Source organism: Pseudoalteromonas nigrifaciens (genome assembly GCF_002221505.1).
GTDB lineage: Bacteria > Pseudomonadota > Gammaproteobacteria > Enterobacterales > Alteromonadaceae > Pseudoalteromonas > Pseudoalteromonas nigrifaciens.
Window position 1 is genome coordinate 1,874,108 of record NZ_CP011036.1, and the last position, 22,557, is coordinate 1,896,664.

Below are 22,557 nucleotides of genomic sequence, written 5' to 3' on the forward strand. Positions count from 1 at the left end.
CTTCAGCTAAAAAAAGGTGACTTATTAAAAGCCGCCTATTTCGCTTTAGTGTTAACTCAACCACGTAATAAGCTTGTCTTTTAACGTTTGCGGCTTAATTGGTTTAGTAATGTAGTCGTTCATACCGGCCGTTAAACAACGCTCTCTGTCGCCTTCCATTGCACTTGCTGTCATCGCAATGATAGGCACATGAATATACTCTATTCCGGCTTTGGCGTTTCTAATTTCGCTGGTGGTATCGTAGCCGTTTAAATTAGGCATTTGGCAATCCATTAAAATAACGTTAAAAGGTTGCTGTTTATTACTCTTTAACGCCTCTAAAGCTTCAAGACCGTCAGATGCACAGGTGATTTTAACTTTAGTGTGCTTTAAAATCGCTTTAGCCACTTCTATGTTGATCATATTATCGTCAACTAAAAGCACATGATAAGCTGATAAGTCTGCATCTACAGGCTCTTCAATTAAGCTCTTTGGTGGGGTAATAACAAACTCGCTACTGGCACCAAATAAACTCGCTAATTTGTAACTAAACTCATCTTGGGTAAGCGGTTTATTTAAAATATGTAGATGATCAGGAAATACTTTTTTCGATTGTTTGTTCATCACCATATCACGTAAAATTAGTACATATTTTTTATCGTACTGTTTGCAAAAGCTAATCAGGGCATTAACTTGTGGATGGTCGTCGTCAATAATTAATAAGTCCGCTTCAAACTCATCATGCTCACTAAAGTAATCTAACCTAACAATATTACTTTTATCTACTTTGCAAGTTTGCAGTAATAAATCGCACACATTGTTATACACATTATCGCGAGCAATTAATGCAGCAACATCAATACTGGTAGCAAGCTCAATACCGGTATTTAGCTTTTTCTGGGGTGCTACATGCAGCTCAACGGTTGCAGTAAAAGTACTCCCTACCCCTTTTTCGCTTGTTAGCGATATATTACCACCCATTAATTGCGCTAGCTTTTTACAAATTGATAAACCCAAGCCGGTACCGCCAAAATGGCGTGTGGTGCTTGAATCTTCTTGGGTAAACACTTCAAATAGTTTATCTATATTTTCAGCTGCTATGCCAATTCCAGTGTCTTTAACCGCAAAACTCATCTGTAATTTAGTATCGGTAATGTATTTAGAGCCTATGGTTAAGCTAACTTCACCTTTGTGAGTAAACTTAAAAGCATTATTAACCAAATTAATTAAAATTTGCTTAAGGCGATGGCTGTCACCTACAACCATACGATCAACAATATTGTGGGTGTGTAAAAATACTTCAAGTCCTTTGCGTTGCCCTTGTAGCGCTAATGAGTTAATCATATCGCTGCACACAGTAACAACATCAAAGCTGTGATTATCAATATCGAGCTTACCCGCTTCTATTTTTGAAAAATCTAAAATATCATTAATTAAATTCATTAAAGAATTAGCACTGCTATTTGCAAGTTTTAAATAATGATGCTGTTGCTCTGATAAGCCATCTTCTTTAAGCATTTCTAGCATGCCTAATACCCCGTTCATAGGGGTGCGTATTTCGTGAGAAATATTAGCTACAAAGTCACTTTTAGCTTGGCTTGCTGCTAATGCTTCATCTATTGCGCGTTCAAGCTCTCGGGTTCTTTGCGAAACTTTAAGCTCTAAAGTGGTATTAACTCCCTCTAGTTCAGCTTGAATATTTTTAAGCGAACTTATGTCTCTTAAAATAGCCGCAACTTGATAACGCTCATTAAACACATCATAAATACTGCTGAGGGTTATTGAGTAGTAGTATTTATTGCCCGAACTGTCGGTGTGCATGGCTTCAAAGGGCATTTTAGAGCCATTTTTAATGGTTTCTCTTATGCATTTTTCATCTTCTTTATTTAAAGTAAATAAAGAAATAAAATTTACGTTATCACTCTCTAGTATATCGCCAAACACTTGCTTAGCTGTGTTATTAAATTGCACCACTTTACCCGACTCTGAAATGCTAAAAATAGCATCTAAGGAGTTTTCTATTACTGTGTTATTTTGCTCTTTTAACGAGTTAATAAGTAACTTTCGGTTTATAAAGCGCTGATACAGCATGGTCATAACTAAAAACACACCAAAAAATACAGCTAATGTAGTAATAAAGCTTTGGCGTCTCTCGCTCACTTTTGCTAATAATGTTTGCGTATCTACACTCACAGCAAGCTCGAGTGGCAGCATGGCAATATCATTACCAAAATAAATACGCTTTTGCAGTGTGTATTGTTGTGGGTAGTTATTTAACGGCAGCGTTTTGTCTGCAGCCATATTTTGCGCGCCAACAGACTCTTGCTCCCAGGTTCTGCTTTTATTAAACTCAAACCCAAAGCGCAGCTCTGGGTTTGGATGATATAAAAACTCACCTTGGTTATTCATTAAATAAATTGCAGTGCCTTGCGGAGACTCAAAAGTGAGGCTTTTAAATAGTTGCTCTGCATAATAATTCGTAACTAAAACCGCAGAAACCTGTTTGTTTTTGTCAAATACAGGTTTTGCTACCCGAAAGGTACTGATATAAGGCTGCTGAATTTTACCATTTTCACGGTTGTAATTTATTGGCGAAATATAAACAGTGTGCTCATCAAGCATACTGGTTTTAATAACGTAATCTCGTTGGCCTTTTTGTTGTAATTGCTCGCCTTCGAGTATGGTAATTTTGCCTTGCTCGGTCCGATCAACCCTTACGACTTCTTGCCCGCCTTCTGCTAGCATTATATAACGCGCTTGTAATATGCTTTCGTCGGTGCGCATAAAGCCAGAAAATATACTCGCTAAGCGATTTTTCCAAATAGCCATAGGCGTTGCAGATGCTGGATCTGACAATTGATTTTCACTAGCGCGTGATATTGCTTTTATAGGTGGGGTTGCATCTAAAAATCGAATGGCGTTAACGCTGTCGGTAAAGTGTTTTTTTAACGATAATGTTTTAGTTTCGAGTTCGCGTTTTAGCTCTATTTGCGCCGTGTGATAAATTTCACTTCTTACTTTTTGCTCAAATATATACATTGAAGGCAACGCAATGATCATAAAAATCATTACGGCAAAAAGTATTAGCTTATTACTTTTTGCAACTCTAGATAAAAAATTTCGTTTTAACATTTACTATTACCTACACTATAGTACTTACATAAGTAGTCTAGATTGAGAAACAATAAACCTCAAAATTAATTACTTACCTCTTTTATTTGCAATAAAGAGTGCCAAATTATGAAGTGTATTCTACCACTACCATTGCTCTTAATGAAATAAACTAAACGCTATTTATATTTGTTTATAAATGAAAAAGGCAGCGAGTGCTGCCTTCAAAACTTAAAGCTTTGTCTATTAACTATCTAAATAACACATCTTCGCGGTTAAACCATTTAACGCAAAAAGCTAATAAAATACCGGCAATAATAGCTGTAGCTAAAAATATTAGCCCTATTAGCGTGTAATCTACTGTGCCTTTAACTATTTCTTTTATTGCTAACGCTACATTAGTGACAGGAATAAACGCTGTTTTAACAGTGAGTTCCACATTTGGCATTAAGGCAATTATTACCGGAAAAATAACGCCCAGAGATAACGGTGTCATGTAGTTTTGCGCTTCTTTAAAGGTACGTGCGTAAATTGAAATAGCTAACGCTAGCGCAGAAAATATAGCCGCCAGTGGTAACAGTAATACAAAAATCATTAATAAATCAGAAACGGCTAAGCTACTAAATGCAACTTTAATAAATTCAAGATCCGCAAAAGTAATCGCCAAGGCTATCCACACTCCCATACTCAGCACAGTAATGGTTGTAGAGGCAATCGAAGTAGTTAAAAGGGTAATAAATTTACCTAAAACAAGTTGTGTACGAGTAATAGGTGTTAACAATAATGTCTCTAGGGTGCCACGTTCTTTTTCGCCTGCTCCTAAGTCAATGGCAGGATAAGTTGCTCCCATTAATACTAAAGGTACTAATAAGTACGGTAAAAACCCACCTATTTTTTCACCTAGGTTTTCACGTTTGTCGGCGGTATCTACTTTTACAACTTCAATTGGTTCAAGTATTGCTTTTTGCGTTGCTTCGTCAATGCCAAAACTAAGCAGCTTTTGTACTTGTAACGCATCGCTGTATTCTTGCGCTAGCTCTTTCACCCGCTGAAACAAAAAGTTAATAGACTTAGCGTCGTTAAACACTACCTGCCATTTGCTTTGCTGTGCATTATTTAACGTTTGCTGTGCATTGCTTGGTAAATAAATGCCCATATCAATATCGCCAGCAATCACTGCGGCTTTAAGCTGTGCAACACTATTAAAGGTTTTAGTGCCTTTATACTGCTCAAAACTTTTATGGTAAAACACTTTGTCGGTAAACTCTGGCGCATAGTCGCCGTTTACAATAGCGTAGGTATTTACTTTTTGCTCTGCATCCATAGCTGCTTGTGCGCTAATAAAGGCAACAACGGCAAAAATAAGTGGGAACACTGCAACTGGTACAGCCACTACAAATATGAGCGTTTTTTTATCGCGTAGTAACTCTCTTAATTCCTTTTTAAATACTTCAAACATCACGTTTCTCCGTTAATATGTTCATAAACGCTTGGTTAAGTTCTTCACTGTTACCTGTTTGTTTAAACTCTTCTACAGTGCCATCAAAACAGCTTACGCCTTCGTTAATCACTGCTACGCGGTCGCACAGTAAAGCAACTTCATCTAGGTGGTGCGTTGAAAAAACAACCGGTGTGCCTTGCGCTTTTAAACCTTTTATAAAGTTAATTACCGTTTGTGTGGTCATAATATCTAACCCGGTCGTTGGCTCATCTAAAACCACTACAGCAGGATAATGCACTACTGCGCGGGCAATATTGGCTTTTTGTTTCATTCCGGTTGAGAGGTTTTCTGCACGCTTATCTATAAATTTATGCATATCGAGCAAGGTAAATAGCTCTTCGCAGCGTGTTGCAATATCTTTTTTGCTCATGCCATGGAGTTTTGCAAAATATTCGATGTTTTCTTTTACGGTTAAACGCCCGTATAAGCCGGTTGAACCCGATAGAAACCCAATCGATTTACGCCCCAGCAATGGCTTTTTTATTATGTCGTTACCGGCAATGGTAATACTGCCGGCATCGGGTTTTAAGGCAGTAGAAATCATTCTTAACGTGGTGGTTTTACCTGCGCCATTTGGTCCTAGCAGTCCAAGTACTTCGCCTTTTGCACAACGAAAGCTAACATCTCTAACTGAATGAAAATAATCTTTATCTTCGCGCGGGTCTATTTCATCTACTTTGTTTTTTTTATGATCTTTAGTTAGCTTAAATTTCTTTTTAAGGCCAATAACTTCTATCATGTTCGTATCCTTCGTTTTTCTCTAAAGTAATCCGTATTATTATAAAATGTGTCGTCGGTGTTGTCCTCATGCCACCCCGGAACACCTAGTAGTGGTAAAGGTGAAAGGAGTTTATTGTCGGCTAAACACTGATCGGTTTTTATCATCTCATAAAGTCTTTGATCTAGGTACTGGTATTGGGTAACTAAATCTTTACAAAATATTTCATCGGGTACAGTTACAAACAACGCTTTACCCGTTAAACCAATATAGGGTTTAGTTAGCATTTCGTAATTTGCATGGCCAAACATAAATGGTTTGATGGTTTTTCCCCACTGCGCTCTATGCTCAACAAACGCTGTTTTCCATTGATGATCGCGCAACCACTGTTGCCATTGGGTATTGCTAATAGCCAGTACAACACCGCATTCGTCAAATAAGGTTAGGGCATTGCGATGTTTGGTACGCTGCTTTGTGCCATGTACTGCAATATCTGCTACGTGGCGTTGATTAATAAGCGCTTTGGTTTTAGGAAATAAACACCAAATAAAGCCACCAAATAAGTCGTGCCAATTTTCAGTACGCGTAGGCACCTGCCCTGTTTCAAAAATAACTTGCTCGTAATAACGCTCAGCAAAATCTATTTTTGCATCATCGACAAAGCTAATAGCCAAGTTATTGGCATTAATTGCGTTTAAGTGTGGGCTAAACCAGCTAGGCAGAGGCCAATTTTTTTGCTCATGTATATTAAACAACGTGCGCAAATGCTCAAAAGCGCCGCTTTGTAAGCAGCTTGGCTGAAATTCTTCTGGGGGAGTAAAACGCTTCATTATTATTTGTACTTACTAGTTTATACCTTAAATTTTGTAACAGTTTACCGCAAAAACTGGTTCTAATTAATAGAACTTCATATACTGGGTTATCTTAAAACAAAAATAGAGCCAATATGAAACGTTATTTCTCTCTTACCCTTATCACTGCTGCCGTATTAGCGGGCTGCGCTACAACAAGTATTACCTCCGATGATGTAACTAAGGGCTACAATAGTATTCAAGCTGATGAAATTGCTAAGCATGTAAAAGTGTTAGCATCGGATGAATTTGGTGGCCGTGCCCCTTCATCGCCAGGCGAAAAGCTAACGCTTGATTACCTAACAGCGCAATTTAAAGCCTTGGGTTTAAAGCCCGGTAATGGCAATAGCTTTTTACAAGAAGTTCCGCTGGTTTCGCTTGAAGCAGACTCAGACATGGTATTAAAAATTGGTGGTAAAAACTACCAATACAAAACAGACATGGTAATGGGCAGTAGTCGCATTAGCGAAAACCAAGCAATTGAAAACTCTGAGCTAGTATTTGTTGGTTACGGCGTTAATGCACCAGAGTATAACTGGAACGATTACGAAGGCTTAGATGTTAAAGGCAAAACGGTAGTAATGCTGGTAAACGATCCGGGCTTTGCAACTAAAAACCCTGATTTATTCACTGGCGATGCCATGACCTATTATGGCCGTTGGACTTATAAATACGAAGAAGCGAGTCGTCAAGGTGCAGCGGGCGCAATTATTATTCACGAAACAGCACCAGCTTCATACCCTTGGTCTGTAGTAGAAAACTCGTGGAGTGGTGAGCAGTTTGGTTTTCAAAAAGAAAACAACAATATGGACCGTGTAGCCGTTGAAGGCTGGGTAACAACAGACGTAGCCAAAGAGCTGTTTAATAAAGCAGGGCTTGATTTTGATACACTAAAAGCCAATGCTGCAAAAGGCGCTTACCACGTTGATATGGGCGATTTGACTGCCTCTATAAAGATAAAAAACACCATTAAAAAGTCTATCTCGTATAACTTTATTGCCACTTTACCGGGCAGTGAAAAACCAGATGAACATGTTATTTATTCTGCACATTGGGATCACTTAGGCACTGATAAAAACCGCAAAGGGGATCAAATTTTTAATGGCGCGCACGATAATGCTACCGGTACGGCTGGTTTAATTGAAGTGGCTGAAGCCTTTACTAAATTACCTAAGCACCCTAGCCGTTCAATGACCTTTTTAGCGGTAACCGCTGAAGAGCAAGGCTTATTAGGGTCAAAATATTATGCAGCTAACCCTGTTATTGCTGCCAATAAAACCGTTGCTAACATTAATATGGACAGCTTAAATTTATTAGGCAAAGTGAAAGATATTAGCGTGGTAGGTATTGGTAAATCACAAATGGATGATTTATTAACAACGGTTGCGCTTGAGCAAGGCAGAACAATATCTGGCGATCCTAATCCTTCTTCGGGTGGTTACTATCGCTCTGATCACTTTGCTTTTGCAAACATGGGCATTCCAGCCATGTACGCAGGTGGTGGCACGCAAGCCTTTGACGAAGAAACTGCAAACTACCGTAAGCGTATGAGCTTAGTACTGCGTGGTTGTTATCATCAACCATGCGATCGCTACCGTGATGAATGGGATTTATCGGGCGCGGTGCAAGACCTACAATTATTTTATAAAGTAGGTTTTAATATTTCTGAGCAAGAGCAATGGCCAACGTGGAACACTAACTCTGAGTTCCAACGTAAGTAATTTAATCTTATCTAATCGAAAAACTCAAATAGAGTAATCGATATAATTGCACTCAAATGATATTGATTATCATTTGAGTGCAATGTAAAGTGTAGCTTAGTTACTTACTAGGCCACACTTTATGCAATTACTCTCACATAGTGGATTTATAACAGCCAATTCAAAACGCTTTATGGGTCAAAACAAACGCTTATTATTACCACTCTTTATATTAGTGTGTTTAGCCCTACCTAATTTACGCGCTATTACTATTACTGCACTCAGTGACGCATTTTTTCAGGTCAGTGTTTTTGTAGCAGCTACCTTACTAATTTACTACTACGCCATAGCACGTTTACCACAATTAGAGCTTAGTTATTTAAGCGCTAAGTCGCCTATTTTAGAAGTTGCTTTTGCATCTATACTAGGTGCATTACCAGGCTGTGGTGGTGCAATTATTGTTGTTACCCAATTTACAAAAGGCCAAGCCAGTTTTGGCGCTATTGTCGCGGTTTTAGCTGCAACAATGGGTGATGCGGCATTTTTACTACTTGCTACTCGCCCTACTGAAGGGGTAATTATTATGGGTATTGGCTTGGTTGTAGGAACTTTAAGCGGGTTGATAGTAAATGCTATTCATAAAAAAGACTTTTTGCGACCACTCCCACAACAGCATAAACAACAGGTTATACAGCTACCAACAGCTATTATTAAAATATCTAAGCCGGTATGGATGGTTGCTATTGTTCCAAGCTTAATTATTGCTTTGTTAATTGCGTTTAATGTTGATTTTAACAAGTGGGATACTAATATACCTAACATTATTAGCTCTTTTGGCGCTGCAATGGCACTGTTTATTGTCAGTATTTGGGCGTATTCGTCTAAAGGAGAGAGCTATAAAGAAGTCACCTCAGAAGACGATGCATGTAAGCGTAATCCTCCCTCTAATATTACCAAGGTATTACAAGACACTCACTTTGTAACTGCGTGGGTCGTTGCGTCATTTATGTTATTTGAAATATTAGTAAATGTGGCAGGACTTGATTTAAAAGCATGGTTTTTACACTATGCGTATTTAGCACCACTTATAGCGGTATTAATCGGTTTTTTACCCGGTTGCGGGCCACAAATAATTGTTACCACTTTGTACATTCAAGGTATTATTCCATTTAGTGCTTTAACTGCAAATGCTATTTCTAACGATGGCGATGCGCTGTTTCCTGCCATAGCAATGGCACCAAAAGCCGCGCTCATAGCAACTTTTTATACTGCAATACCGGCTTTAGCCGTGGGTTATGGTTTATATTTTTGGTGAGTAAATAATACTTTTAAATACAGTAAACAAAAAACCAGCCGAAGCTGGTTTTTTTAATAACAATAAGCGCGTATGTTTAGCTCATCGCCATCATCATTACCGATGGGTTTTCTAAGTACGATTTCCAAAGGTTATTAAAACGGGCAATAGTGCCACCATCAATCACGCGATGATCGCCAGACCAGCTCACCTGCATTATAGCTTTGCTTACCACTTGGCCGTTTTCATCAAAACGCGGTAAGTGCTGTAATTTGCCCAAAGCAACAATAGCCACCTCTGGTTTATTAATAATAGGCGTCGCAATAGTGCCGCCAATTGCACCAATATTTGAAATACTAATAGTACCGCCTTTCAAATCATCTGGCGCAACACGACCTTCTCGCGCTGAGTCGGTTAAACGGGTTAAATCGTTTGCAACTTCTACAATACTTTTGCTCTGACACGATTTAATATTAGGCACTAATAAACCTATTTTTGAGTCAACTGCAATTCCAATATTATGATCGTTATAATAGGTAAGCTCGCTGCACTCATCATTTACTTTAGAGTTAAGTACTGGGTACTCTTTCATTGCAAGCGATAATGCTTTAACAAAAAACGGCATCATGGTTAGTTTAATACCTTGCGCTTTATACTGCTCTTTTAAACTAGAGCGAAGCGCAATTAGCTTAGTTAAGTCTACTTCATCACTAAAGGTAAAGTGTGGAATGGTCGAAACCGACGCCACCATTTGTTTAGCCATTGCCGCTTTTATGCCTTTAATTGGCTCTACACGTGTACCACCTGAGTGTGTAGCTGATGTTCTTTGCTCATTGCCACTGTGCAATGGTGAGGTATCGATAGTGTTAGGAACTTCGCCTTTTACAAACTCTTCTATGTCTTGTTTATAAATACGGCCATTTTTACCACTGCCCGGTACACAAGTTAAATCAACATCAAGCTCGCGTGCTTTACGACGAACCGCTGGCGATGCAACTGCTTTTTTATTCACAATTTTAGTTGTTTGCTCAGCTTTAATAGCCGCTGGTTTATCTGCTGCATTAGTTTGTGCTTTTACCACTGCTTGATTTATATCTGCATCGGCTTTAGCTGTGCGCCCTGCTACCGTCATTTGAAATAACGGGCTGTGCACTTTGGCTATTTCACCTTTTTGATAATACAGCTTATTTACAACACCAGTATATTTTGCCGGTATTTGTACCAAGGCTTTGTCTGTCATTACATCACAAACCGCTTGATCCTCAACTATTTCTTCACCTTCGGCAACTAACCAGTCAACAATTTCACACTCAACAATACCTTCGCCTATATCTGGCAAAATAAAATCTTCTAAGTGCTCGCTGCTATTATTACTGACAACCGTTTGAGCTGCTTTTTCAGGTGCTGCATCAGCTTCTTCGCTAACTGCTTCACCACTTACATTCATAGCAAATAATGGCCCATGAACCTTGGCAATTTCACCTTTTTGATAATAAAGCTTGGTAATTACCCCATCATGTACAGCGGGTATTTGCACTAATGCCTTGTCTGTCATTACATCACAAATAGGCTGATCTTCAGCCACAGTGTCACCTTCTGCCACAAGCCATTCAACAACTTCGCATTCAACTATGCCTTCACCAATATCGGGTAATATAAAATCTTTAGCCATGGTATCCCCTAAAAATCCATTGATTGTTTAATTGCGGCCAATACTTTTAATGCATCCGGTACATATTCTTTTTCAAGCGCTAACGGATACGGCGTATCTAAGCCACACACGCGCATAATTGGCGATTCTAAATGTAGGAAACATTCTTGACCAATGGTTGCCGCTATTTCTGCACCAAAACCATTAGTAATTGGCGCTTCGTGGCTAACAATCAAGCGTCCAGTTTTAGTCACCGACTGTGCAATTGCCTCTACATCCCATGGTAAAATACTGCGTAAATCAATTACTTCGCAGCTAATGCCTTGTTCACTTGCTTGTTTGGCGGCGTCTTCTATTATTTCCATTTGCGCGCCCCACGCAAGTAAGGTCACGTCTGTACCTTGCTGTACTACCTCGGCTTTTCCAAGCTCAATGGTGTAATCTTCTTCTGGCACTTCGCCGATTGATGCGCGATATAAGCGTTTTGGTTCAAAAAACAATACCGGGTTGTCATCTTTGATTGCCGCGCGTAATAAGCCTTTTGCTTGGTACGGGTTACGCGGCACAATCACTTTTAAGCCTGGTGTATGTGCAAAGTAAGCCTCGGGTGATTGTGAATGATACAAGCCCCCTGCAATTCCGCCGCCGTAAGGTGTACGAATAGTTAAATTACCCACATTAAACTCATTACCACTGCGGTAGCGAAATTTAGCTGATTCATTAACTATTTGGTCAAATGCTGGAAATATATAATCTGCAAACTGAATTTCTGCCAGCGCTGGAGCGCCAAAAGCCGCTAAACCATTCGCAAAACCTAAAATACCTTGCTCTGTAAGCGGGGTATTAAATACACGGTGTTTACCGTACTTTTCTTGTAAGCCTGAAGTTGCTCTAAATACACCACCAAAGTAACCCACATCTTCGCCAAAAATACAGGCTTGTGGATGCTCTGCCATAGTAATGTCAAGTGCAGAGTTAATTGCGTGTAGCATGTTCATTTTAGCCATTACTTAATTCTCCCTGCTGTAACTGGGTAGGCATCTGGATGCAGTTTTATATGCGCTTTTAGTTGCTCATATTGGCGTTGCAATGATGGAATTGGGGTATCGTAAACATCTGATATTAATTCTTCTAAAGCTGGCTTTGCCACTACTTCGGCACGTTTTAGCGCAGCTAAAATTTCTTCACGAATTGATTCTTTAGCTTTTACATCGTCGGCTTCGTTTAGCCAGTCTTGCTTAATTAGCCATTTTCTAAACTTGTCGATTGGGCATACTTGATGATTAGCTTCTTCATCTTTAGAGCGATAACCACTTGGATCGTCTGAGGTCGAATGCGCACCTAAGCGATAAGCAATTGATTCAATTAAAATTGGCTCGCCTGTGCTCACTGCAATTTCACGGGCTTTTTTAGTTGCCGCATACACTGCAAGGGCATCTGTGCCATCAACACGAATTGTTTTAATACCGTAACCAACGCCACGAGAAGCAATGCCGTCACCTTTAAACTGCTCATCTGCAGGGGTCGAAATAGCATAACCATTATTACGGGCAAAAAATATTACCGGCGCTTGATGCACTGCAGCCATATTTACACCGGCATGAAAGTCCCCTTCAGACGCTGCGCCTTCACCAAAATAACAAATAGTGATGTTATCTATAGTGCTGGCAAGCTCACCTGTTTTAGCATCTATATGTTTAATTTTTTGACCATAAGCGTAGCCAGTCGCTTGTGGAATTTGTGTTCCTAATGGCGATGATATGGTCATATAGTTTAATGCTTTAGAACCATAATGAATCGGCATTTGGCGGCCTTTGCCTAAATCCAGTTCATTAGAAAACATTTGGTTCATAAACTGATCAAGCGTAAAACCACGATAGTGAAGCGCCGCTTGTTCACGGTACTGAGCCATAATCATATCATTTTGATCAAGCGCAGCTGCAGAGGCTGTTACTGCAGCTTCTTCACCTAAACATTGCATATAAAAGCTAATGCGGCCTTGACGCTGTGCACCTTGCATGCGCTCATCTAACAAACGTATAAAGCGCATGGTTTCGTATAATTTAATTGCGGTATGTTTTGAAATGTCGGGTGCGGTTGCACCTGGATGAATCTCGCCGTCCTCAGTTAAAATACTAAGGGTTGGAATAGTTAACGCATTGCCATCGATAAACTCAAGCTTATGGTTAATATTCAGCGATACGTTATTTGGATTACTCATAACCTACCTTCTTTTGTTGTCGATAAAACAGTGCCCATTAAATTATTATTGTGGGTTGATTGCTGCGAATAAACTTTGCAACATCTGCACTGTCTTTAATTAAAGCTGCCGACACTTTACGTTAACGTAAAGTGTTATTCAACAAATCTGTGACGAAACAAAACTAAATAGTGAGTATAAAAATGGCAAGTTAACTATGCAGATATTTTACTATTTATTAATCATATAGTTAACTTATTACAACAAGTGGTCTGATCAGCTATTTTAAATAAAATTACTGTCTATCGCCATTGGCACAACGGTTAACAGCGCTCGCTGGCCAATAGCTACGTTTGCATTGGGGAAAATAATCGCTTCTCCTTGCACATCGGCGTAGTAAGGTGTATCGCCATCAGTAGCTAACAACTCACCCTTGGCAAAGCCTGTGAAGTTTTCGGCCTGATCTGAAAATGGAAAACTAAATTCATTCTGCGTTCTATTTATGGTGCGGTGCACAGTAAACAACTCGAATTCATCTGCATTAAATTCTGGATATTCAACCATATCTTGGCTAATTAATGCAGTGAGTGTTTGTTTGGTTTTTGCAAAGCGGCTCATGTCATTCTCACCAAAGGGCTTAACTTGGCCAAGCTCGACCGTAAACGAATCGGCATCATGCACAAATGATGAATAATAACTAAAGGTGGTTGCTGGGGATTTCATCATTAATACGGTATTTACCCCGCAACTTAATAAAAACTGTAATTGCGACTTTTTCCACGGTTTACCATGTAAATAAGGGTACACTGCAAATTTTTCGTTTTTAGAGCCACGAATTGCAGTATGTAAATCGTAATGGCAGCGGCTGCTACCTTGCTCGCCTCGGCTAAAAAAGTCACTTACGTACTGCTCTAATTTGGCTGCACGGGTACGTTCGTTATTCATTGGTACGCCGTCTACGCTATGGTGGCCATTAAACAACCTGTTAAGGTTTTCTTCTACAAAACGCAAACCAATATTAATTGATTGCGGATTACCAAAAATAAATAAAGCGCGCTGCTTTAAGAGCAGCTCACCGGCGATTATTTGTTTAATTAATTCGTCGCATATTTCGATTGGTGCGGTTTCGTTTCCGTGCACTGCACTTGAGTACACTACGTCTTTGCTTGAAACAGTGGCCGGTTGAAACTCTATAACACCGGTATCATGAATAGTAACTACGGTGCCATTATTGAGGGTGAACTCCCCTGCGGCTAAGTGCCATTCGTTATTGCGGCTTAGCGTTAAAAAGTCGCCAGTTTGTTTTAATTCTTCGATGTAATCTGGAGTAGTGGCTGACATATGGATAAAAGCCCTTTGTAAAATTGAAATTATTATTATGCAATTAAAAGCAAAAACGGCTGATTAAATCAGCCGTTTTTAAGTAATATAAGCGATATTAGCTAATAACTGAGTCTACTAGCTTTTTAGCTTCTTTTTCAAGTAGTGCTAAATGCGCTTCACCTTTAAACGACTCAAGGTAAATTTTGTATATATCTTCAGTACCCGATGGACGCGCTGCAAACCAACCACTTTCGGTAACTACTTTTAAACCACCAATTGGCGCATTATTACCTGGCGCATGGGTTAGCTTTTGTAAAATAGGTTCACCTGCGAGTGTATCGGCTTTAACGTCGTCGGCACTGAGGGCTTTTAAACGCGATTTTTGCGTGCTTGTAGCCGGTGCGTCTATACGTTTATAAAGCGGCGAGCCAAATTCTTGCTCTAACTCTTTATAAAGAGCAGACGGTGTTTTACCGGTAACAGCAAGTATTTCGGCCGCTAATAAGCCCATAATAAAGCCATCTTTGTCGGTACACCAAACACTGCCATCAAAACGTAAAAATGCGGCGCCAGCACTTTCTTCGCCGCCAAAGGCTAACTTACCTTTATTTAACCCTTCAACAAACCATTTAAAGCCAACCGGTACTTCTTTTACTTTACGGCCATTACGCTCAGTAACTTTGTCGATCATGGAGCTGGAAACTAACGTTTTGCCAATTTGCACATTTGCGTTCCAGTCTCGATTTTTAAGCAAATAATCAATCGCAACCGCTAAAAAGTGATTAGGGTTCATTAAACCACCTGGCGTTACTATGCCATGGCGGTCGTAATCTGGATCGTTACCAATGGCAATATCAAAATCATCTTTAAGCGCAATAAGGTTGGCCATTGAATAAGGTGATGAGCAATCCATACGAATTTTGCCATCTTTATCAAGTGGCATAAATGCAAAACGAGGATCAACAACATCATTTACAACGCTAATGTCTAAATTATATTTTTTAGCGATAACCGGCCAAAAATTAATGCCTGAGCCGCCCAGCGGATCAACGCCAATTTTGATACCCGCTTCGCTAATCGCTTTTAAATTAACAATATTTTCTAGATCATTAATATACGGGGTCATTAAGTCTTGGTATTTAATAAACCCTGAGCGCGAGGCTTTAGCAAACGGAAATAATTCCACTTCAACTAAGTCCTCTAGTAATAACTGATTAGCTCTGTCTTCTATCCATTTAGTCACGTCGGTATCGGCAGGCCCGCCATCGGGTGGGTTGTATTTAAACCCGCCATCCTCTGGTGGGTTATGCGAAGGCGTAACTACAATACCGTCGGCTAATTCATTTGGGTGCAGCTTGTTGTAACTTACAATAGCGTGGCTAATTACAGGTGTTGGAGTAAAGTCACCATCGTCTTGGGTGATCACTTGCACTTCGTTGGCTACTAATACTTCTATTGCCGAATTAAAGGCCGCTTCACTTAAAGCGTGGGTGTCTTTTCCTAAAAATAACGGGCCAAAAATATCGTTTTGTTTTCTGTAGTCACAAATAGCTTGAGTAATAGAGAGTATGTGCGATTCGTTAAATTTAACATCGTAGGAGCAACCACGATGCCCTGATGTACCAAATGCAACACAATGCTCTGGATTCTGCTCAAGGTCTGGCTCATTTAAATAATACGCAGATACTAATTTAGGTACATTTATTAATACCGATTGTGGAGCTGGTTTGCCCGCACCTGGATGAATAGCCATAGTATTTCCTTACAGGTAGTCGCGAATTTTTTCAGCTTGTTCTGTGCTATAACCTAAACACAAAGCAACTTCATGAAGCATCATTTTTTTACGTGTAGTGTTAGAGTTTGTCATTACCCAGTACTCACTGTCGGTGATGTTTTTAGGGTTCATACTGCTACCACTATTAACTAAGTCTTCTTTGCTAGTAGCAAAGTAAACGCGATCACGGCCTTTGATATCTAATACGGCGCGAAAGTCAGTTTTATGGGTACGGTAAAATGCACTTAAAATAAATAAAAACCGACCCACAACGCCTTTCTGCATTGCCAACTCTTCTTTATTTAATACATTAAATACATTCGCATTTTTTTGCTGCACAGACTTCTCAGCTACTGCACTTGGCTTAGCAGCAAGCGCAGGTGTTTGCTCTGCTACAGGGGTAATTTTAGGCAAGGTAGTTGTTGTTTGATTATTTTGATTAAGCTCTACGTTTGCGGTCTGAATTTTTTCGCCGCTCAGATTTAATAAACGACGTAAAATAGTGGATGCGCTCTCACCAATACTTTGCGTATTGCTGGCAATATACTGATATAACTCGTCGTCTATGTCGATTTGTTTCATGTTCTTCCTGTCATTACGGCCACATTTTTCTTTCCGTGTGATTATACCCAAACCAGTTAGAAATGCGAGTTACAACAAACCCCGCTGTAAACATATATTTTAAATTACTTATGTGCGCTATTTAAATTACTATTTAGCACGATTAAATAGCTAAATATTGTTGATAAAACAGGCTACAGCCCAATATTATATTTTGTGACTGTATTTTTTGCTTTTTAAGCAAATGCTCGTCACACTATGGCGAATTTTACACTGAGGCTAATATGCAGTTAAATTATAAGCAACAAGGGCAAGGCCCACATGTTATTTTAATTCATGGGCTTTTTGGATCATTAGAGAACTTAAACGTGATCGCAAAACCCCTTAGTGAATTTTATACCGTAACCAATGTCGATTTACGTAACCATGGCAAATCGCCCCATAGCGATACAATGACTTATGCGGCAATGGCCCAAGATATTATTGAATTATTAACGCATTTGAACATAGATAAAGCGCACATTATAGGCCACTCTATGGGCGGAAAAGTAGCAATGGAATTGGCATTAACCCATCCAGAGCACGTTAATAAATTAATTGTGCTTGATATAGCACCTGTTAGTTACCCTGCTCGTCACACTAAAATTATTCAAGCGCTTAAAGCGGTTGCAAACGAATCTATTACAGATAGAAAGCATGCCGATGCAATTATGCAGCCTTTTATAGACGAGATGGGTGTGCGTCAGTTTTTATTAAAAAGCTTAGCTAAAAACGATGAAGGCAATTTTGCATGGCGGTTTAATTTATTGAGTCTTGATAAAAATTATTCGATAATTACCGACAATGTTAATGAAAACAATTCTTGTTTGTGCGACACTCTATTTATTAAAGGTAATGATTCTGACTATATATTAGCTGAGCATAGAGCGGCTATTAATGCGCGCTTTAGTAATGCCAGTGCCAAAATAATTCACGGTGCTGGCCACTGGTTGCATGCGCAAAAGCCATTAGCAGTGAATAAAGCAATAAATGACTTTTTAACTGCGATTTAAACTCATTTTAATCGCCTGTTTTTGATTTTGCGTACTAAAAAGTCGTATATTTATATGCTATAGTATGCGCCGTTTAATTTAAAGGTTACACGTTGATGGTCAGTCAGTTAATTAACGAATTTGATACCTTAGGGTTGTATTTTGGCTTAGCCGGTATTTTTATATTTATCGGTATGGCAATTAAAGACGTACTAAAAAGCGGCAATGTACCCAAGTTTGGTCGTTACATTGTTTGGGCTGTACTCTTTTTAGGGTGTTCTGGCTTTATTGCTAAAGGACTTATTCAAGTATTTTGGCAAGGCGCAGGTGTAGGTTAAGCATGGCCAAGTCAGAAACAGATAGAACAACGCTCGATTTATTTGAATACGAAAAACGCCCAGGTAGACCTAAAACCAATCCCCTTCCACGGGATATGCAGTTAAAGGTTAATAAACGTAATCAAATAAAAAGAGATAAAGCACGTGGTTTAAAGCGTGTTGAATTTAAAGTTTCTTCACAGTTATATCAGGCACTTAGTGATATGGCAGATGCACAAAATATTAGCCGCAGTGTGTTGATTGAAACAATTTTACAAGAAAGATTGGCTATTGATAGATAAAAGGTTTAATCCATGGCAAGTGTAGGCATTTTTTTCGGAAGTGACACAGGTAATACAGAACACGTAGCAAAAATGATCCAAAAAGAATTGGGTAAAAAGCTCGTAGCTGTACATGATATTGCAAAAAGCTCTAAAGAAGAGATTGCGGAATTTGATTTAATCTTATTTGGTATTCCTACTTGGTATTATGGCGAAGCGCAATGTGATTGGGATGATTTTTTTCCTGAGCTTGAAGAAGTAGACTTTGAAGGTAAGCTGGTTGCTATTTTTGGTTGTGGTGACCAAGAAGACTACGCAGAGTACTTTTTAGATGCAATGGGCATGATTAACGATATAGTTACTGAACGTGGTGCTATTGTGGTTGGTCATTGGCCAAGTGAAAGTTATAACTTTGAAGCATCTAAAGGTATTGCTGATGACAAACATTTTGTTGGTTTAGGTATCGATGAAGACCGTCAACCAGAACTTACTGAGCAGCGTGTTAAAGCCTGGTCTGCCCAAGTTTATGAAGAAATGTGTTTAAGCGAACTTGCTGATTAACTTTATTTTTTCTTGGTTTTTGCTTAAATTAGTAGCAATATATTAGTAAATGCGTTTTTATCGGTATTTATTAGCTTTGACCTTTGCACTTAGTAGCTAGGCACGTTACCCTTACCGGTTGATGTGTCGTGTACATCTATTCGTGTACATCCTTGCAAGGTGTCTAGTATAACCAAACAAAATTGAGACAGATTTAATGACTGATCATAATTTGGAATTAAAAAAAGCCGGTTTAAAGGTTACTTTACCGCGAATTAAGATTTTAGAGATTTTACAATCACCTGATAACCAGCATATTAGCGCTGAGGATGTTTATAAAATTCTTCTAGATTTGGGTGAAGAAATCGGTCTTGCAACTGTATATCGCGTACTTAATCAATTTGATGACGCTGGTATTGTTACTCGCCATCACTTTGAAGGTGGTAAATCAGTATTTGAACTTGCAACCAGCACTCACCATGACCACTTAGTATGTCTAAAATGTGGTAAAGTGGTTGAGTTTGAAGATGATGTTATTGAACGTCGCCAACTTGAAGTTGCTGAAAGAAATGGTATTAAATTAACCAATCATTCTTTATATTTGTATGGTGAATGCGAAGACAAAGAAGCGTGCAAAAATTTTGCTAATAATATAAGTTAAGCTTGTATTATAAACAAAAAAAACCTGCTTAATGCAGGTTTTTTTGTCAGTAAAATTCCCAGTACTCATTACTAACACTTCCTAGGTAATAATGAGTACAGAGGCGTTAACCTTTACTGAGTTTTTGACCATGAGTCACGCAGACCCACTGTTTGATTAAATACTATGTTTTTCGCTTTTGAATCTCGCGAAAAATAGCCAGTACGTTCAAACTGAAAACCTTGCTCGGCTGCTGAATTAGCCAACGATGGCTCTAACTTAGCATTCGTTAAAATAACTAATGAGTCAGGGTTTAAGGTGCTTTCAAACTCATCGGCTGCTGCTGGGTTTGGTACGCTAAATAAACGGTCATATAAACGTACTTCTGCTGTAATCGCTTCACTTGCCGATACCCAATGAATAACCCCTTTAACTTTACGACCATCACTTGGATTTTTACCTAGCGTTTCTGGGTCAAAAGTACAATAAATAGTGGTAATTTCACCATTTTCGTCTTTTTCAACACGCTGTGCTTTAATTACATAAGCGCCGCGTAAGCGTACTTCTTTATCAAGTACTAAACGTTTGAACTTGTTATTAGCTTCTTCTTTAAAGTCTTCACGTTCAATATAAATTTCACGTGTGAATGGCACATCACGGCGACCCATTTCTTCTTTATTTGGGTGATTAGCCACAGATAAGGTTTCAACTTTATCAGCATCATAGTTTTCAATAACGATTTTAACGGGATCAAGTACCGCCATTGCACGTGGTGCATTTTCGTTAAGATCTTCACGGATACAGGCTTCAAGCATGCCCATTTCAACCATGTTTTCTTGTTTGGTTACACCAATACGTAAGCAGAACTCACGAATGGAGGCTGGGGTATAACCACGACGACGTAAGCCCGCAATCGTAGGCATACGTGGATCATCCCACCCTTCTACATGATTATTCACTACTAAGTCGCTGAGCTTGCGCTTAGACATAATAGTGTACTCTAGGTTTAAGCGTGAAAACTCAATTTGCTGTGGATGACACTCTAAACTGATGTTATCAAGTACCCAGTCGTATAAACGACGGTTATCTTGAAACTCCAGTGTACACAATGAATGAGTAATACCTTCTAGCGCATCAGAAATACAGTGAGTAAAGTCGTACATTGGGTAAATGCACCACTTATCTGCAGTTTGATGATGATGAGCAAAGCGTACACGATAAATAATAGGATCGCGAAGCACCATAAATGAGCTTGCCATATCAATTTTAGCGCGCAGTACACACTCGCCTTCTTTAAACTCGCCATTACGCATTTTTTCAAATAACGCGAGGTTCTCATCACTTGCTGTATCGCGGTATGGGCTGTTTTTACCCGGCTCTTTTAATGTGCCACGGTATTCACGGGCTTGATCTGCCGTTAAAAAGCACACATACGCTAAGCCTTTATTTATTAGCTCAACTGCATAATCGTATAATATATCGAAGTAATTAGACGAGTATTTAATTTCGCCATCCCAATTAAAGCCTAACCACTGCACGTCTTCTTTAATAGAATTAACGTAGTTAATATCTTCTTTTTCTGGGTTTGTATCGTCAAAGCGTAAGTTACATAAACCGTTATAGTCTTTTGCGATGCCAAAATTTAAACAAATTGATTTTGCATGGCCAATGTGTAAAAAACCATTTGGTTCGGGTGGAAAACGAGTATGCGTAGACGCATGCTTTCCACTTGCTAAATCTTGGTCAATGCGGGTTCTAATAAAATTACTTGGGCGATTCTCGATTTCCGCCATAGGAGTATGATCCTCAAAATAGTGCGTGATAACAAAACTAATGCATTATTACAAAAACATACACTAACATACAGCAATAGATTAAGGTTTATTTTAGATCTTGGTTAACTTTAATTCAGTAACGAGTCAGTTAATGAATAAACTTTGTTTTAGCGCAATAATAACGTCATCAAAGGCCATTATAGTAAGCAAATAACCTGACTTAAAGGAACCATCATGGCTATACAAAATCAACACCGTGTTTATATTCCAACCAATGCCCGTACCAATCACTACCTTTTAGCTGAAATAACCCCTACCACTGATTTTTATAAAAGCTTTAGTAATATTAACTGTTGTTATGAGCGTATAGCACGTGAGCTTTTTTCTTGCTGTGATGAGCTTGGCTTACACAATGTGCATTTATTAGCGAACGACAAACTACCTGTAGTACGCTTTAACGATGAGTCGTATCAGCTTGAAACGAATAAACAAATGTTGTTTTTTTATAACCCTCGCTACCACGAAGCACATAAAGCGTACTACACTGAAAATATAGCCAGTAAAAAAATCAGGCTGTTATTTTTAGCAACCGGTGACGATCTGCGTGCAAATTCAGCACTGTTTCATAGCAAGGTACAAAAGGTATTAAATAATTTACAACAGCAGTTATTTTTAGAACAACCATTGTTTAAACTGCGCGATCATCAACATTTAACCTATGACTTATTTGCTAAAGATAAAGGCAATAAACAAACCTACGGTTATAAACTGCGTAGCCTCTACCCTCGCTACCAGTCAAGGCAGTGTAATATTCCCAGTGATCATGCCCAAATGAGCTATGCAACCTTCGCTATTCCAGTGTCACGAGCAATCAAAACGCAATTTCAAACACAAATAAATAATCGTGATTTTAAGCAATTTTATACATACTTTACCGATTTATTTACCCAAATTTGTAATACCAATAAGTTAACCCACGGGGCTATGGTTGCTAATGGCGCTATACCTATTATTCGTAATAGCAGCATTGATAAAAATGACGGTAATCAAGAATTACAAAAGTTAAGCTTTGACATAGAGACTGATCAAGTGCAAATTAAAGCGCTATTTAATGAAGATAAATTAGTAGAAACACTGCATTTTGTAGTGGTGGCTGCGCAGCATAATAATAATGAAATGGGCTATGGGCGGTTTATGAATCAAGTAGAGAAAACGATTCATACTTTGTGCGATGAGTTAGCTATAAATAAACAACGCCAAGATTTATCAGTGCGGTTTTATCAGCATATAAGCTACCTATACTAAGTGTA

At 38.9% G+C, this 22,557-nt stretch carries 19 protein-coding genes; 8 read left to right on the plus strand and 11 right to left on the minus strand.

Annotated elements, in window-relative coordinates; genetic code table 11:
* Positions 1-51: 51 nt before the first annotated feature.
* From PNIG_RS09140 to PNIG_RS09155, 4 genes are all read right to left on the minus strand, one after another.
* Positions 52-3,111: an ATP-binding protein gene (locus PNIG_RS09140; protein WP_089368341.1), complete on the minus strand. Its 3,060-nt coding sequence runs from the start codon at positions 3,109-3,111 to the stop codon at positions 52-54.
* Between the two features lie 229 nt (positions 3,112-3,340).
* Positions 3,341-4,549 (minus strand): ABC transporter permease, encoded by a 1,209-nt coding sequence (locus PNIG_RS09145; RefSeq protein ID WP_011328303.1) that lies wholly within the window; start codon positions 4,547-4,549, stop codon positions 3,341-3,343.
* Positions 4,542-5,330 (minus strand): ABC transporter ATP-binding protein, encoded by a 789-nt coding sequence (locus PNIG_RS09150; RefSeq protein WP_011328304.1) that lies wholly within the window; start codon positions 5,328-5,330, stop codon positions 4,542-4,544. Before PNIG_RS09150 ends, PNIG_RS09145 begins: the two co-directional genes overlap by 8 nt.
* A complete protein-coding gene (locus PNIG_RS09155; RefSeq protein WP_011328305.1) occupies positions 5,327-6,139 on the minus strand; it encodes a DUF3025 domain-containing protein in 813 nt (270 codons plus the stop codon). Before PNIG_RS09155 ends, PNIG_RS09150 begins: the two co-directional genes overlap by 4 nt.
* 116 nt (positions 6,140-6,255) lie before the next feature.
* Between PNIG_RS09155 and PNIG_RS09160 the strand changes: the two genes are divergently transcribed.
* Both PNIG_RS09160 and PNIG_RS09165 read left to right on the plus strand, forming a co-directional pair.
* On the plus strand, positions 6,256-7,881 hold the full coding sequence (locus tag PNIG_RS09160) for a M28 family metallopeptidase (protein WP_089368342.1): 1,626 nt from the start codon (positions 6,256-6,258) through the stop codon (positions 7,879-7,881).
* 121 nt (positions 7,882-8,002) lie between these two features.
* Positions 8,003-9,175, plus strand: coding sequence for a putative manganese transporter (locus tag PNIG_RS09165; protein ID WP_089368343.1), 1,173 nt, complete (start codon positions 8,003-8,005; stop codon positions 9,173-9,175).
* Positions 9,176-9,251: 76 nt separating this feature from the next.
* Here PNIG_RS09165 and PNIG_RS09170 read toward each other — a convergent pair whose 3' ends face one another.
* The 6 genes from PNIG_RS09170 to seqA all read right to left on the minus strand — a co-directional run bounded on the left by PNIG_RS09170 (position 9,252) and on the right by seqA (position 16,684).
* The gene (locus PNIG_RS09170; protein WP_011328308.1) at positions 9,252-10,826 is read right to left on the minus strand and encodes a dihydrolipoyllysine-residue acetyltransferase; all 1,575 of its coding nucleotides are present in this window, start codon (positions 10,824-10,826) and stop codon (positions 9,252-9,254) included.
* Between the two features lie 8 nt (positions 10,827-10,834).
* Positions 10,835-11,812, minus strand: a complete 978-nt coding sequence (locus PNIG_RS09175) for an alpha-ketoacid dehydrogenase subunit beta (RefSeq protein WP_011328309.1) — start codon at positions 11,810-11,812, stop codon at positions 10,835-10,837.
* A complete protein-coding gene (locus PNIG_RS09180) occupies positions 11,812-13,026 on the minus strand; it encodes a thiamine pyrophosphate-dependent dehydrogenase E1 component subunit alpha (protein WP_011328310.1) in 1,215 nt (404 codons plus the stop codon). The genes PNIG_RS09175 and PNIG_RS09180 overlap by 1 nt, the downstream gene beginning before the upstream one ends.
* 264 nt (positions 13,027-13,290) lie before the next feature.
* A complete protein-coding gene (gene astE, locus PNIG_RS09185) occupies positions 13,291-14,346 on the minus strand; it encodes a succinylglutamate desuccinylase (RefSeq protein ID WP_089368344.1) in 1,056 nt (351 codons plus the stop codon).
* Positions 14,347-14,443: 97 nt separating this feature from the next.
* On the minus strand, positions 14,444-16,081 hold the full coding sequence (pgm, locus tag PNIG_RS09190; protein WP_089368345.1) for a phosphoglucomutase (alpha-D-glucose-1,6-bisphosphate-dependent): 1,638 nt from the start codon (positions 16,079-16,081) through the stop codon (positions 14,444-14,446).
* 9 nt (positions 16,082-16,090) lie between these two features.
* On the minus strand, positions 16,091-16,684 hold the full coding sequence (gene seqA, locus PNIG_RS09195; RefSeq protein ID WP_089368346.1) for a replication initiation negative regulator SeqA: 594 nt from the start codon (positions 16,682-16,684) through the stop codon (positions 16,091-16,093).
* Positions 16,685-16,947: 263 nt separating this feature from the next.
* Between seqA and PNIG_RS09200 the strand changes: the two genes are divergently transcribed.
* The 5 genes from PNIG_RS09200 to fur all read left to right on the plus strand — a co-directional run bounded on the left by PNIG_RS09200 (position 16,948) and on the right by fur (position 19,493).
* On the plus strand, positions 16,948-17,715 hold the full coding sequence (locus tag PNIG_RS09200) for an alpha/beta fold hydrolase (protein WP_086994251.1): 768 nt from the start codon (positions 16,948-16,950) through the stop codon (positions 17,713-17,715).
* Between the two features lie 95 nt (positions 17,716-17,810).
* Positions 17,811-18,032: a DUF2788 domain-containing protein gene (locus PNIG_RS09205; RefSeq protein ID WP_011328315.1), complete on the plus strand. Its 222-nt coding sequence runs from the start codon at positions 17,811-17,813 to the stop codon at positions 18,030-18,032.
* A gap of 2 nt (positions 18,033-18,034) precedes the next feature.
* A complete protein-coding gene (ybfE, locus tag PNIG_RS09210) occupies positions 18,035-18,313 on the plus strand; it encodes a LexA regulated protein (protein ID WP_011328316.1) in 279 nt (92 codons plus the stop codon).
* A gap of 12 nt (positions 18,314-18,325) precedes the next feature.
* Complete coding sequence (gene fldA / locus PNIG_RS09215; RefSeq protein ID WP_011328317.1) at positions 18,326-18,853, plus strand: flavodoxin FldA; 528 nt, start codon at positions 18,326-18,328, stop codon at positions 18,851-18,853.
* A 196-nt stretch (positions 18,854-19,049) separates the two neighbouring features.
* On the plus strand, positions 19,050-19,493 hold the full coding sequence (gene fur, locus PNIG_RS09220; protein ID WP_011328319.1) for a ferric iron uptake transcriptional regulator: 444 nt from the start codon (positions 19,050-19,052) through the stop codon (positions 19,491-19,493).
* A gap of 113 nt (positions 19,494-19,606) precedes the next feature.
* Here the strand turns inward: fur and glnS are convergent, their stop codons facing one another.
* The gene (gene glnS, locus PNIG_RS09225; RefSeq protein ID WP_086994249.1) at positions 19,607-21,265 is read right to left on the minus strand and encodes a glutamine--tRNA ligase; all 1,659 of its coding nucleotides are present in this window, start codon (positions 21,263-21,265) and stop codon (positions 19,607-19,609) included.
* Between the two features lie 216 nt (positions 21,266-21,481).
* Between glnS and PNIG_RS09230 the strand changes: the two genes are divergently transcribed.
* Positions 21,482-22,552, plus strand: a complete 1,071-nt coding sequence (locus PNIG_RS09230; protein WP_011328321.1) for a DUF3083 family protein — start codon at positions 21,482-21,484, stop codon at positions 22,550-22,552.
* Positions 22,553-22,557: the final 5 nt, after the last annotated feature.